This is a genomic window from Streptomyces sp. NPDC056231 (assembly GCF_048270745.1).
GTDB lineage: Bacteria > Actinomycetota > Actinomycetes > Streptomycetales > Streptomycetaceae > Streptomyces.
The window spans coordinates 66,026-79,489 of sequence record NZ_JBLVKW010000034.1 but is presented as its reverse complement, the minus strand read 5'-3'; the positions used below and the strand labels follow the sequence as shown (position 1 = coordinate 79,489).

General features: G+C 67.8%; 15 protein-coding genes. 10 read left to right on the top strand and 5 right to left on the bottom strand.

The genetic code is table 11. The features are described 5' to 3' along the window. A partial coding sequence (locus ACNPQM_RS24625; RefSeq protein WP_418085755.1) for an MmcQ/YjbR family DNA-binding protein occupies nt 1-237 on the bottom strand: 237 nt, incomplete at its 3' end. Nucleotides 238-495: 258 nt separating this feature from the next. Here ACNPQM_RS24625 and ACNPQM_RS24620 point away from each other — a divergent pair. Beyond that, nucleotides 496-3,981 (top strand): ThuA domain-containing protein, encoded by a 3,486-nt coding sequence (locus ACNPQM_RS24620; protein WP_418085754.1) that lies wholly within the window; start codon nt 496-498, stop codon nt 3,979-3,981. Between the two features lie 29 nt (nt 3,982-4,010). Beyond that, nucleotides 4,011-4,868, top strand: coding sequence for a sugar phosphate isomerase/epimerase family protein (locus tag ACNPQM_RS24615; protein WP_358859989.1), 858 nt, complete (start codon nt 4,011-4,013; stop codon nt 4,866-4,868). 60 nt (nt 4,869-4,928) lie between these two features. On the opposite strand, the gene ACNPQM_RS24610 is transcribed toward ACNPQM_RS24615, so the two are convergent. From ACNPQM_RS24610 to ACNPQM_RS24595, 4 genes are all read right to left on the bottom strand, one after another. Further along, entirely contained in the window at nt 4,929-5,084 is a 156-nt protein-coding gene (locus tag ACNPQM_RS24610) for a hypothetical protein (RefSeq protein ID WP_418085753.1), read from the bottom strand. A gap of 316 nt (nt 5,085-5,400) precedes the next feature. Beyond that, nucleotides 5,401-6,237 (bottom strand): ABC transporter ATP-binding protein, encoded by an 837-nt coding sequence (locus ACNPQM_RS24605; RefSeq protein WP_358859988.1) that lies wholly within the window; start codon nt 6,235-6,237, stop codon nt 5,401-5,403. Beyond that, nucleotides 6,234-7,253: an ABC transporter substrate-binding protein gene (locus tag ACNPQM_RS24600; protein WP_358859987.1), complete on the bottom strand. Its 1,020-nt coding sequence runs from the start codon at nt 7,251-7,253 to the stop codon at nt 6,234-6,236. Before ACNPQM_RS24600 ends, ACNPQM_RS24605 begins: the two co-directional genes overlap by 4 nt. Before the next feature lie 73 nt (nt 7,254-7,326). Continuing rightward, on the bottom strand, nt 7,327-8,202 hold the full coding sequence (locus ACNPQM_RS24595) for an ABC transporter permease (protein WP_418085752.1): 876 nt from the start codon (nt 8,200-8,202) through the stop codon (nt 7,327-7,329). Nucleotides 8,203-8,452: 250 nt separating this feature from the next. Between ACNPQM_RS24595 and ACNPQM_RS24590 the strand changes: the two genes are divergently transcribed. From ACNPQM_RS24590 to ACNPQM_RS24555, 8 genes are all read left to right on the top strand, one after another. Next, on the top strand, nt 8,453-9,496 hold the full coding sequence (locus tag ACNPQM_RS24590; RefSeq protein WP_358860031.1) for a LacI family DNA-binding transcriptional regulator: 1,044 nt from the start codon (nt 8,453-8,455) through the stop codon (nt 9,494-9,496). A gap of 362 nt (nt 9,497-9,858) precedes the next feature. Continuing rightward, nucleotides 9,859-10,305 (top strand): SRPBCC domain-containing protein, encoded by a 447-nt coding sequence (locus ACNPQM_RS24585; RefSeq protein ID WP_376208836.1) that lies wholly within the window; start codon nt 9,859-9,861, stop codon nt 10,303-10,305. Next, nucleotides 10,302-10,670, top strand: a complete 369-nt coding sequence (locus tag ACNPQM_RS24580; RefSeq protein ID WP_376462646.1) for an ArsR/SmtB family transcription factor — start codon at nt 10,302-10,304, stop codon at nt 10,668-10,670. The genes ACNPQM_RS24585 and ACNPQM_RS24580 overlap by 4 nt, the downstream gene beginning before the upstream one ends. A 49-nt stretch (nt 10,671-10,719) precedes the next feature. Next, entirely contained in the window at nt 10,720-11,166 is a 447-nt protein-coding gene (locus ACNPQM_RS24575; RefSeq protein WP_418085751.1) for a hypothetical protein, read from the top strand. 176 nt (nt 11,167-11,342) lie between these two features. After that, a complete protein-coding gene (locus ACNPQM_RS24570) occupies nt 11,343-12,509 on the top strand; it encodes an IS630 family transposase (RefSeq protein WP_418085750.1) in 1,167 nt (388 codons plus the stop codon). Between the two features lie 96 nt (nt 12,510-12,605). After that, nucleotides 12,606-12,737: a hypothetical protein gene (locus ACNPQM_RS24565; protein WP_418085749.1), complete on the top strand. Its 132-nt coding sequence runs from the start codon at nt 12,606-12,608 to the stop codon at nt 12,735-12,737. Then, entirely contained in the window at nt 12,734-12,961 is a 228-nt protein-coding gene (locus ACNPQM_RS24560) for an amidase domain-containing protein (RefSeq protein ID WP_418085748.1), read from the top strand. The genes ACNPQM_RS24565 and ACNPQM_RS24560 overlap by 4 nt, the downstream gene beginning before the upstream one ends. Beyond that, nucleotides 12,942-13,445 carry a hypothetical protein gene (locus tag ACNPQM_RS24555; RefSeq protein WP_418085747.1) on the top strand — a complete coding sequence of 168 codons (504 nt, stop codon included), beginning with the start codon at nt 12,942-12,944 and terminating at the stop codon, nt 13,443-13,445. The genes ACNPQM_RS24560 and ACNPQM_RS24555 overlap by 20 nt, the downstream gene beginning before the upstream one ends. The last annotated feature ends 19 nt before the right edge of the window (nt 13,446-13,464 follow it).

Here is a 13,464-nt window from a genome sequence, read left to right as displayed (position 1 = left end):
GGATTGAGGCATGGCGGAGCCATGGTGATTGACGACAACGCGGCAGATGTGCGCACCCAGCCCCGCGACGCCGCCTCCCATTTGCCGGTCGGTCTTCACGCCCATCGTCGCGTCGTCGTCGCCGAGCGCGGCGAAGATCTTCCCGGCCACCCGGAATGTGGGCTGCCCCCAGGCCAGTTTCTCGGCTGTGTCGGGCAGGGCAAGCGCGATCATGCGGACGTCGTCGGCGGTGGTCATTCACTGTCTCCGATCCGGGGAACCAGCCAGGTGCGGTCGGATTCGACCGTAGCGCCCGGCACTGACAATCGCCGGGAGCCCGGGACCCGGCCGCCACCACGGGGCGTCCGCAGCAGGGTTGCACCGCCTCACAGCCGAGTCACAGAGAGACCTGCCGACCCATTGACCCCATGGAAGACGTGAACCTACTCTGAACGGCGTACTTCAGAAAGCGCTTTCTACATCCCGCAGCCGGCATCTACCGCACAGGGAGCGCCCATGAGTCACCATCCGTTCAGCAGACACCCGTCGCGAGGGTTACTCTCACCCCTCCTTGCCCTCACCGCACTTCTCGCCCTGATTCTCGGCCTGTTGGTGGCTTCGCCGCCGCGTGCCCATGCGGCCCCGTTCCGGGTCCTGGTCTACTCCGAGGTCACCAATTTCAGGCACGACTCGATCCCGGCGGGGGTCGAGGCAATCAAAAAGCTCGGTGCCGAGAACGGCTTCGACGTGGAGGCCACCGACGACTCGGCCGTCTTCAATGACACCGATCTCGCCCGCTTCCAGGCCATCGTGTTCAACAACACCAACTCCACTCCGCAGACCGGTGACTTGCTGAATGCCGACGAGCGGGCCGCCCTGCAGAAGTACATCCGTGCGGGCGGCGGCTGGGTCGGGCTGCACGCCGCGTCGGCGAGTGAGCGCGACTGGGGGTGGTACGAGGGCCTGGTCGGCGCAATCTTCGATCAGCATCCCGCCGTGCAGACCGGCCGGGTCAAGGTGCTCGACCATGTGCACCCCTCCACCAAGGGCCTTCCGGACCTCTGGGAGCGTACGGAGGAGTGGTACAACTGGCGTACCAATCCGACCTCCAAGGTGCACACGCTTGCGCAGATCAAGGTGCGCGACGGCATCAGCGGTCTGGACGAGGGCGTGGACCATCCGTGGTCCTGGTGCCAGAACTACGACGGCGGCCGCTCCTGGTTCACCGCCGGCGGCCATGCCTCGTCCGCCTTCCAGGAGGAGGGCTTCGTCAAGCATCTGCTGGGCGGCATCGAGTGGGCCGCGGGCGCCAAGTCCGGTGACTGCACGGCGACTCGAACCGGTTCGTTCCAGCGCACAGCCCTGGCCACCAGCGACCTCGCCGACCCGTTCGAGCTGGCGGTCGCCCCGGACCGCCGGGTGTTCTTCGCCCAGCGCACCGGGAAGCTCAAGGTCATCGACCAGCAGACCATGAAGGTCACGACGGCGCTGGACTTCGCGTACACGCCGGAGATGACCAGCCAGTCCGACGGGCTGCTCGGTCTCGCGCTCGATCCGGGCTTCGCCACGAACAACTGGCTCTATCTGCTGCATTCCGACAAGACCGAGAACCGGCTCAACCTCTCCCGCTTCACGGCCACCGGCAACACGATCGACCCCGCCTCGGAGAAGAGACTGCTGACCATTCCGACCTGGCGCGGCGAGGGCCGGGCCAACTCCCATATGGCCGGTTCGCTGGCCTTCGACAAGAACGGGAATCTGTACGCGGCAACGGGTGACAACACCGACCCGTTCGCCTCGGACGGTTTCAGCCCGATCGACGAGGGCGAGGGCCGCCGCGCCTGGGACGCCCAGGGCACGGCGGGCAATACGAACGATCTGCGTGGCAAGATCCTGCGCATCACCCCGAAGGACGACGGCACATACACCGTCCCCGAGGGCAATCTCTTCGCACCCGGTACGGAGAAGACCCGTCCGGAGATCTATGCGATGGGGATGCGCAACCCGTTCCGGATCACCACGGATCCGGTGAGCGGCGCCTTGATGGTCGCCGACTACGGCCCGGACGCCACGGCCGCGGTCGCCAATCGCGGACCGGAAGGCACGGTCGAGTACACCCGGATCACCAAGGCAGGGAATTTCGGCTGGCCGTACTGCATCGGCAACAACACCCCGTTCAACGACTACGACTTCGCAACGAGGACGTCAGGTCCGAAATTCGACTGCGCGGCACTCGTCAATGATTCGCCGAACAACACCGGGCTGCGGAATCTGCCGCCCGCACAGCCCGCGACGGTCTGGTACGCCTACTCCGCATCCGCCGAGTTCCCGGAGCTCGGGACCGGCGGCGGTGGCCCGATGAGCGGTCCGGTCTACCACTACGACCCCGACAACACGTATCGCACCAAGTTCCCCGAGTACTTCGAGGGGAAGTGGTTCACCTACGAGCTGACCCGGCAGTGGTTCAAGACGTTCTCCTTCCAGCAGAAGGACCAGACATTCAGCAATCCGCGGTTCGCGCCCGCCAAGGCCGGTGAACTCCAGTCGATCAACGGCGTCTTCGCGGACATGAAGTGGAACCAGCCATTCGATGCCGACTTCGGTCCCGACGGGGCGCTGTACGTCATCGACTTCGGGCGCGGCAGCGGCACCGGCCGTGGCGGCACCAACGAAGGGGCGGGCATCTACCGGATCGACTACGTCGGTGACGGACGGCTGCCCGACGCGAAGATCACCGCGAGCCGGGACAACGGTCCGGCGCCGCTCACCGTCGCGTTCTCCAGCGCCGGTTCCGGGCTGCCCGACGGCCGGCCGGTCACCTATGCCTGGGACTTCGACGGCGACGGCACCACGGACTCGACGGAGCCGAACCCCTCGTACACGTACCGCACCAAGGGGCTCACCACGGCGCGGCTTACCGTCACCGGGCCAGGGGGTCTCACCGCGCAGGCGGTGCAGGACATCACCGTTGGCAACACCCGGCCCGAAGTGACGATCAAACAGCCGCCGAACGGGGGCATGTTCAGCTTCGGCGACACCATCCCGTTCACGGTGCAGGTGAAGGACAAGGAGGACGGGAACGGACTGCCGATCGACTGCTCGCGGGTGGTCGTGCAGTCGCAGCTCGGCCATGACACGCATCTGCATCCGCTCGACAACTACACCGGCTGCGCGGGCGAGATCGTCACGGATGCCGGGGACAGCCACGGCCCGGGTCAGAATCTGTACTACGGGATCACCGCCCGCTATGAGGACAAGGGCGCCCCGGACGCCCCGGCGCTCACCGGCTCGACCTCACTGACGCTGCGCACCGCGTTCCGTGAGGCGGAGCACTTCACGGCGACGGGCGGAGCTCACGACGGGGTGGTGGTCGGCAACAGGACCGACGCCTCCGGCGGGAAGCGGCTGACGGAGATCGAGGACGGTGACTGGATCAGCTTCGATCCGGTGCATCTGAAGAACATCGACTCGGTGACGGTGGGCGCGGCCTCCGGCGGGATCGGTGGCACTGTCGAGTTCCGGGCCGGTTCCCCGACAGGGCAGCTGCTCGGGAAGGTGACCGTGCCGAACACCGGGGACTGGGGCAAGATCGTCTCGCCGACCACGGCCCTGGAGGACCCGGGGAGCAGCGTGAAACTGTACGCGGTGTTCACCAACCCGGAGTGGTCGAGCGACAAGGCCGACCTGTTCGCCGTGGACTGGCTGCACTTCAACGGGTCCGGCGTCGAGAAGAAACCCGGTACGCGGGTCACAGTCAAGGCGGACCCGGCCACAGGCACCTCTCCGCTCGCTGTCGCGCTGAGCAGTGTGGTCAGGCCGGTGGCCGGGCGCACCATCACCTCCTACCACTGGGACTTCGGCGACAACGTCAAACCCGCAGGGCCCGAGGGCTCGACGGCGACGCACACCTACAGCCGGAAGGGTGCGTACACCGCGCATCTGACGGTCACCGACGACAAGGGCGACACAAGCACCGGTTTCATCCGCATCGACGTGAGCTGAACGGCGTCGACTGAGAGGAAAGAGACGATATGAACGGCACACGACGTGCGTTTCTCGGTACGGCTCTGGGTGTCGCCGCGGCCGCCGGGGTCGGTACGGCCCCGGCGTCCGCCACGGAATCCGGGCGCTCCCGCCCCATCCCGCCGTCCGGGATCGGCATGCACCTCTACACCATGCGGACCCCTCTGGCGACGGACTTCCGGGGCACGCTGGAGCGGCTGGCGGAGATCGGGTACGCGACGGTCGGGGTGAGCGGCCGGCACGGCAACAGCGCGGCCGACATCCGGCGAATGCTGGACGAGGCACGGCTCAAGGCGGTCCTCGAACATGTCGCATACGACATCGTGAAGGGCGCCGGGCTGCCGCAGGCACTGGAGGACATCCATACGCTCGGCGGCAAGTGGATCGTCGTTCCCAGTCTGCCCGGATCGCTGCACAGTCCGGCCGGATACCGGGAGGTGGCCCGGGAGTTCAACAAGGCGGGACTGGCCGCCCGCGAGTCCGGACTGAAGCTGCTCTACCACAATCACGGCACGGACCATCAGGTGGTGGACGGCGTCAGCCTGTACGACATCCTGCTCGCCGAGACCGATCCGGAACTCGTCGGCTTCGAACTGGATCTGTACTGGGCGGCCAACGGTGGCGCCTCGGCGCCGGGCGAGCTGTTCGTACGCCACCCCCGGCGCTTCCCGGCGCTGCACGTGAAGGACATGGCGCCGAACGGGGACTTCGCCGATGTCGGGTCGGGGGTGCTGGACTTCCCGGCGATGTTCGACACGGCGCGGCGGGGCGGGGTGAAGCAGTGGCTGGTGGAGCACGACTCACCGGCTGATCCGTTCGCCTCGGCGCTCGCCAGCTATACGTATCTGTCGCGGCTGCGGTACTGAGCGGACCGGCGCGCACAGCGGCCCCGGGGAGCGTTCCGCCTCCCCAGGGCCGCTGTGTGCTCAGTGGGCGGAGACCAGCTTCCCGTACCGGGCGAGGGTCGCGTCCACGGTGGCCGGGAGCGGGTTCGGGGTGAGGCCGTAGGCCTTCTCGATGGCCGAGGAGTCGACGATCTGCGCCTCGGTGTGCTGGTTGAACATCTCGGCGTACTCCGCCATCAAGGCCTTGTCGAAGGGGCCGAGCGGCCGCGGCTCGTCGACGACGGTGATGTCGAGCGGACGGCCCGTTCGCCGACGGGTACATGTCCGCGAACGTCTCCGCCGTGAACAGCGCACCGCGATGCTCGGCCAGGAACGCGAGCGCACTGCCTACCGGGATCAACTCCCGGCAGTTTTCCCAGACATCCGGACCGGCCGTCTCCCCTGCCCATTCCCCCATCACCACGAAAACGAGTCCGGCCCCGCCGCTGAGCGGCGGGGCCGGAACCCAAGGTCTTCATGAAACTTTGCGCGGTGGCGGGGCGGACCGCCCCGATCAGTCGTGGGCGGACGCCGCGCCGAGCAGATCGCGGATGCGGGCCGCCGCGTCCCGGAATTCCGGGCGGCCCACCGTCTCGCCGTACTCCCGTTCCGCGTCCAGCCCCACCTCGATGATCTCGGTGATGGTGCCGGGCCGCGGACTCATCACCACCACCCGGTCGGCCAGATAGACCGCTTCCGAGATCGAGTGGGTGACCAGCAGCACAGTGGTGCCGGTCTCCCGCCAGATGCGGTTCAGCTCCATGTTCATCTGCTCACGCGTGAGGGCGTCGAGCGCGCCGAAAGGCTCGTCCATCAGCAGCACCGGCGGTTCGTGCAGCAACGCGCGGCACAGTGCGACGCGTTGCTGCATCCCGCCGGACAGCTCGTGCGGATACGCGTCCTCGAAGCCGCCGAGCCCGGTCATCCGAATCAGCTCGTCGACCCGGTCGCGCGCCCTGGCCGCGGGCATCTTCCGGATCTCCGCCTGCAGCAAGATGTTGCGGCGCGCGGAACGCCACTCCAGGAGGGCGGCTCGCTGGAACACGTAACCGATGTCGTGCCGTGGCCCCTTGACCTGTTCGCCGCCGAGCCGGACCTCGCCCGAAGACGGCTTCAGCAGTCCGGCGACCAGCTTCAGCAGCGTCGACTTGCCGCATCCGGACGGTCCGACCAGGGCGACGAACTCGCCCGGCGCCACGTCGAGTGAGACCTCGCGCAGGGCGGTGACATCGCGGTCCTTCCCGCGGAACCGGACCGAGACGTCCGACACGCCGACGGCCGGGGTGACGGCGCGACGGCCGCTCGCACCGAGCGGGTCCCGGGGCTTCGCGTCCTGCTTCGGCATCGTCATCCCTTCAGCGCCGTCTTCGCGTCCCAGTACTCCGCCACGGACTTGGGCTTGCTGACCATTCCGGCCTCGGCGAAGACGTCGATGGTCTGCTGCCAGTCCGCCTCGTTGTTGACCCCGGGCGCCTTGCCTTCGGTCGACGTGGTGTGCAGCAGCGTGAGCGTCGTCTTGAACTGCTCCGCGAGCACGGTCTTCGGCGGCAGTTGCTCCGACGCCCCGTCCATGGCTGCGACCGCAGGTTCGGGTGCCTTCGCCGCTGCGGCCCATGCCTCACTGACCGCCTGCACCATGCGTCCTGCGAGCTCAGACCTGGAGCCGAGAAGCTTCTGCCCGGCGAGCAGACCGTTCGAGTAGAAGTTCAGCCCGTTCTCGGAGAAGCGCAGATACGAGACGGTTTTCTTGGCCTTCTCCTGCATGGTCGGGCCCTGGTCGCTGGCGTAGCCGAGCAGTCCGTCGGTCTTCCCGGAGATCACCGCGGCGATTTTGCCCGCCGGGTCGGTGTTCTGGACCTTCACCTCCGACGCGTCGATGTTGTTCTTCTTCAGGAAGATCGGGAACGTCTTGGAGAGCGCGTCACCGGCCGTCCCGGCGATCGTCTTCCCCTTCAGATCGGCGGGTGACCCGATGCCCTTGGAATCGAAGGACTGCACGGATGCGGGGGTGGTCTGCAGAAAGACGCCGAGGCTCTTGACCTGCACCCCCTGGTCGACCGCGGCCAGCAGCGCCGGGGTGTCGGCCCAGCCGAAGTCGGTCTGTCCGGCGGCTGTCGCCTGCACCGTCTTCTGTGAGCCCTGGCCCGCCTGGATCGTCAGGTCGATGCCGTGCTTCTCGAAGATCTTCTGCTGCTTGCCGTAGTAGAACGGTGCGTGTTCGCCGTACGGATACCAGTTGAGCGTCAGCGTGACCTTGTCCAGCTTCTTGCCCGAGTCACTGGTGGAGGTCGACGCGTCGTTCCCGCCGCAGGCCGTGGCCAGCAGGACAAGAGGTACAACACCGATCAGGAGTCTGCGCGCGTGCATGGGCTGGCCCTTCTCGCAACGGGGTCCGTTACAGCAATCAATGGGTAATGCTCGGTACGGGACGGGGTGGCGTTCAGTACGAGGTGGTGGCCGGCGCGTCACGGCGGCTGGCGTGCCAGGGGAGCAGGAGCCGCTCGGCGATCTCCACGACAACGAAGAGGACGACGCCGATCAGGGACATCACCAGCAGCCCGGCGAACAGCATCGGTGTGTCGAGGTTGCCGTTGGCCTGCAGGATCACATAGCCCAGCCCCTCGTTGGCGCCCACGAACTCGCCGACGACGGCGCCGGTGACGGCCAGGGTGACCGCGACCTTGAGACCGGAGAAGAGATGTGGAAGAGACGCCGGGAAACGGATCTTGAGGAAGGTCTGCCAGGGCTTCGCACCCATCGTCGCCGACAGCTGAAGCATCTCCGGGTCGACCGCTTTGAGTCCCGTGACCATGGAGATCACCACGGGGAAGAAGGCGATCAGGACGGCGATGAGGATCTTCGGCGCGATGCCGAAGCCGAGCCAGACCACGAACAGCGGCGCGATCGCGATCTTCGGTACGACCTGGGCGAACAGCAGAATGGGGTAGAGCGTGCGCTCGACGGTCGAGGAGTACACCATGACCACGGCCGCCAGCACGCCGACGGCCACGGCGATCACGAAACCGAGCAGCGTCTCGTACGTGGTCACCCAGCTGTGCTGCCAGAGGTAACTCGTCTTCCCCGTGAGGACATCGAGCGTCGCACCGGGCGACGGCACGAGATACGACTCCACCAGCTCGGCTGCCGAGATCACCCACCAGACGACGAAACAGGCCAGCAGCAGGGCGACCGGGCGCCAGCTCTGCCCGGCCGCCAGCGCCAGTCGCTCCCCCGCGGACGGCCCAGCCCGCCGGGCAACACCCGCCACTTCGGCGGGATTTCTGGTCAACGCGCTCTGGCTCACGGTGAACTCCATGCACTTAGGTGGTAATTGTGGAGAGCTGTGCGATCCTGCGATGACGGAGAAGGCGCTTTCAGAAAGCGCTTTCTGATAAGGTGTCGCCACGCTAATGACTGCCTGCACGCACGGTCAATAGGTTGTCCTGAAGTTTCGGAACCCTGCCGCCACCGCGCCCTTGGGGGTCGAGTTGAGTGATCGCGTGACCAGCGGACGGGCGACGCGGGACCGTCCGGGAGCGCGCCGCACCGTCGCGGCCACGGCCCATGTGACGCTCGACGCCGTGGCCCGGGAGGCCGGCGTCTCACCGGCCACCGCTTCGCGGGCGCTCAACGGTACGGCCACGGTCCGCGACGATCTGCGACAGCGGGTGCACGCGGCGGCGGAACGGCTCGGCTACATCCCCAACGCACATGCGCAGGCCCTCGCCAGTGCCGCCAACAATCGTACGGTGGGCGTCATCTGTCATGACGTCAGCGACCCGTACTTCGCCGCGATCTCCAGCGGTGTGATGCGGGCGGCTGCCGAACGGGGGCTGCTCGTCATGCTGGCCTCCACGTTCCGGGAGCCGGCGCGAGAGATCAGTTACGTCTCCATGCTGCGGGCTCAGCGCGCGCGGGCGATCCTGCTGATCGGCTCGGGCTTCCAGGACCGCGCGTGGGAGCGGGCCATGGATGCCGAGCTGGAGCCGTATGTCAGGGCCGGCGGGCGGGTGGCGGTCGTCAGCCGGCACCGCAGTCTGCGGGTGGACACCGTGCAGCCGGAGAACCGGGCGGGGGCGGCTGCACTGGCACGGGCACTGGTGGGGCTGGGGCATCGGAGGTTCGCGGTTCTCAGCGGGCCACCCGAGCTGACGACGGTCTCCGACCGGTTGGCCGGGTTCCGGGACGGGCTCGCCGAGGCGGGCATCGGGCTCGACCACGTGGTGGAGGGGGCGTTCACCCGTGACGGCGGGTACGAGGCGGCGCAGCGGCTGCTGCTCTCCGCGGCGCGATCGCCGTCCCGGGTCCGGCCCACGTGTGTCTTCGCGGTGACCGATGTGATGGCGGTCGGGGCGTTGGCGGCGTTACGGGAGGCGGGGTCGCGGGTGCCGGAGGATGTGTCGCTGGCCGGGTTCGACGACATCCCGCTGGTACGGGAGTTGTCCCCGCCGCTCACCACGGTGGCGCTGCCCCTGACATCGATGGGCGAGAACGCGATCGCGCTGGCGCTGCGGGAGGTGGGGGCCGGGAGGCGGGCCCGGGTGGTGCGGATGGAGGGTGAGGTGGTGTTGCGGGGCAGTACGGGAGTGCCGGGGGGTGGGGTGCGGTGACCGGGGGCGCCCGGGGGCCGCTTTGCCGTCCAGCACCTAACGCGCTCGATCGTGCCGTACTGGCGCAGGGCACTTGTTCCGTTGCTGCGGTATTCCTGGGGTGCCGGGGCTAAGTGGTTGGCTCCGGAAGTCCTTCGGGGGTTGACGCGGCGGTTGGTTTCGTGGCCGAGGTGCGCAGGCGTGCCGACCGCTGGTGGGATGCGGTCATTACGGTCTTTGGGCAGCCCCACGGCCCTCACCCAGCCCCCATCCATCATCACCAACCAACGATGAGCACCTAGGTGCAACCCTTGGGTTGCACCTGAGGCTTCGATGTGCAACTCTGAAGTTGCACTCAATGGCAATGACAGAGGAGTCCCCTCATGAGCGAGTACCGGATCGAACGCGAAACCCTGATCGCGGCACCCCTGGAGCGGGTCTGGTCGCTGGTGGCCCAACCCGGGTTCTGGGTGGCCGACAAGGCGAGCCTGCCCGGCACCGTGGCCAGGGAAGGTGAGTCGATGGTGGCGAAGAACGCCGAGCACGGCGACTTCCCGGTGCGCGTGGAGAAGGTCGAGCCGCCCACGTACCTGGCGTACCGCTGGACCAGCGCGTTCCCCGGAGAAGAGCTGCGCGAGGACAACAGCACCCTCGTGGAGTTCACGTTGACCCCGGAAGGCGACCAGACGCGGCTGCGCGTCGTCGAGAGCGGGTTCGCGGCGCTGGCCGGGTCCGAGGAACTGCGCAGTCAGAACCTGAAGGACCACAGCGAAGGCTGGCCCCTGGAGCTCGACGCTCTCAAGACGCGCGCCGAACAGCCCTCCACGTGACGGAAGAACGTCCCGGCGCCGCCGAGGTCGTCGACAGCGTCCTCGGTGCGCTGGCCGACCCAACGCGACGTCAACTGCTTGACCTGCTCGCCGCACAGGGCGAGGCCACCGCGACGGCGCTGGCCGAACACCTTCCCGTCTCGCGGCAGGCGGTGGTCAAGCACCTCGCCGTCCTGGACGCCGCCGGGCTGGTTTCCGGCAGCCGGATCGGGCGCGAGGTGCGGTACGCGGTGCGGCCCGCGGCGCTGGACACGACGGCACGGTGGATGGCCTCGCTCGCGGCCGACTGGGACCGGCGGTTGGCCAACATCAAACGCGTCGCTGAGGCAGCGGAGCGGGATTCGAGTTCGACACGCCCCGACTGAAGGGAAGCACGTTATGGACACGACAGTACTTCGCAGCGCCTACGAAAGGTTGCTCGATGCGGCGGCCATTCCCGACCTCGGCGACGCGGACGATGGAGGATGGAACGCCGACCAGATATTGGCCCATCTCCTCAGCGTCGACGCCTCGATCGCAGCGGTTGCTCTGGGCGTCGTCGCCGGCTCGCGGCCCACCTTCGACAACCGGATCTCCCTCGACACTTGGAATCTTGACCGGATCATCACCGAGCACTCAGGCCGGGCGGACCTGATTGATCACGTCCGGAGCCAGGCCACGGTCCTGTGCGACATCGCCGATCAGCTCAACGAGGAAGCCGCCTCGATTCCGGTGCCGTCGCTCCTCCTGTCCAATGACGCACTCGTGCTGGACCAGCCGATCCCGCTGGCAAGCCTCATCGATGGCCTCGCCGAAAACCACGTGCCCGTGCATACGCAACAGCTCCTCGATCTTCGCGTCGCCGTCCCTGGGCACGCCTGAAAGGCCGCGCCTGAGTCGAACATCGGGCGCCCGGTCCCACCGTCTCCCCTCGAGGACCGACTGCGTGGACCGGGCCGCTCCGCCGCCGAACGGCGCCCTGCAGGCGCATGTCGACACATATGTCTCACAGAAATAAGTAGTTCCGCCAGGCCACAACCAGCGGTCGAGAGGTGTCCGTGCCCGTTGCCACCGCATGCCCGATAGCCCTGGCGGCCAGCGAGCGGTACCGGCTGACGAAGATGGCCTGGGGCCACAAGACCGAGTACCGGCTGCGCCTCCGCGCACAAATCGTCCTGCACGCGGCACGTGGGCTGGCCAACGCTCGAATCGCGGAGCGGGTCGGTGTGCACGTAGACACCGTGCGCAGGTGGCGGGGCCGCTTCGCTGAGAAGAGGCTGCCCGGCCTCGCGGACCGCAAGCGCACCGGCCGCCCGCCCTCCTTTACCGCACTCCAGACGGCTCAGGTCGCGGCGCTGGCCTGCCAGTTGCCCGCCGAGACCGGCGTGCCGCTGTCCCGCTGGTCGTGCCCGGAGCTGGCCCGCGAGGCGGTCGAGCGCGGCATCGCGGCTTTCCTGTCGGCCTCCACCGTGCGCCGCTGGCTGACGCGGGACGCCCTCAAGCCCTGGCAGCACCGCTCCTGGATCTTCATCACCGACCCTGGCTTCCGCGCCAAGGCCGAGCGCGTGCTGGACCTGTACGCCCGCACCTGGAACGGCACACGGCTCGGCGCGGACGAGTACGTCATCAGCGCCGACGAGAAGACCTCCATCCAGGCCCGCTGCCGCTGCCACCCCACCCTCGCCCCCGGCCAGGCCCGGGCGATGCGGGTCAACCACACCTACGGACGCGGCGGCGCCCTGGCCTACCTCGCCGCCTACGACGTCCACCGCGTCCGCGTGTTCGGCCGCACCGAAGCGCGCACCGGCATCGACCCGTTCATGAACCTGGTCACCCAGGTGATGGGCAAGGAGCCGTACGCCAGCGCCAAGCGCGTGTTCTGGATCGTCGACAACGGCTCCTCCCACCGTGGCAAGAAGGCCGCCGACCGGCTGGCCGCGGCCCACCCGAACGCGGTCATGGTCCACACCCCGGTGCACGCCTCCTGGTTGAACCAGGTGGAGATCTACTTCTCCGTCGTGCAGCGCAAAGTCGTCTCGCCCAACGACTTCCCCGACCTGGCCCAGGTCGGGGACCGGCTCCGAGCTTTCGAAGACCGCTACAACGCCACGGCACAGCCGTTCCAGTGGAGGTTCACCACCTCCGCCCTGGACGATCTGCTGGCCAGGCTCGATCGGCACACCACCGATCACCACGAAGAATCCTCCGCCGCCCTGGCAGCCTGATCAACCCCCGAAGGACTTCCGGAGCCGACCACTAATAGGGCTTTGTTAGGTATCCCAAGTGATCCTTACCGGATAGGTTGTGATCTTCTTTCAGGTGTGACACCTGAGGAGATGGAAGAGGTCCGGCTGCGCCTGGAGGCCTTCGCCGCCGAGATGCTTGGCCCGCTGGCCCGGCGGGATCAGCGGGCCAAGGGCGAGCTGAACCGCCCCGAAAGGAAGCGAAGGTGACCTGGCGCAAGTACGACAGCCAGGCCACCCCGGGTGATGTGGTCTTCTGGAAGTTCAAGAGCAACAAGCCCATCCAGCACGCGGCCGTGGTCATCGCCAAGTCCGGCAGCAGCGTCACCATCGCGCAGCACACCAGCAAGTACCGCACGTCGACCATGGCAGCTGCCCGTAGCCGTAACCACCCGTACTCAGTCTGGATCGCCCATGTCACTCCGCGCTGGTAAGCACATCACCGCCCTCGCCGGGGCGGCCGCGGTCCTCGTCGTGCTGTGCGCGGCTGCCGTCTGGTGGTTCAACCGCACCGACGACACCCCGTACGCACTCGCCGCCTCGCCGAAGATGAGTGTCGTCTACGAGGGCGAGCGTCCGCCCGAAGAGGTGCGTACATTCCTGACGGTGTTCGTCCAGCGCCTAGCGAACGGGGACGTGAAGGGCATCGACGAACTGCACGACGGCTACCCCGACGGGACGGCGGTGACCCAGGAGTCCTCGGACTTCCTGAGTCTCCTCGCCGCGGCGGCGGACGGTCCGGTCACGGCCCGTACCGAACCCGTACGCGACAACCGGCCGATCCTGCAGCGTCTCAAGTCACCTCAGGGCGGCACGTCCGAGGCAGAACTCACCCTGACGGGCGGCAAGCACCTACACATCCAACTGGCCAGGGAGCACGGTGTGTGGTGGGGCTACGCCCTCGCCCCGACCGGCTGATCCCGGGCCCTGCCCGCGC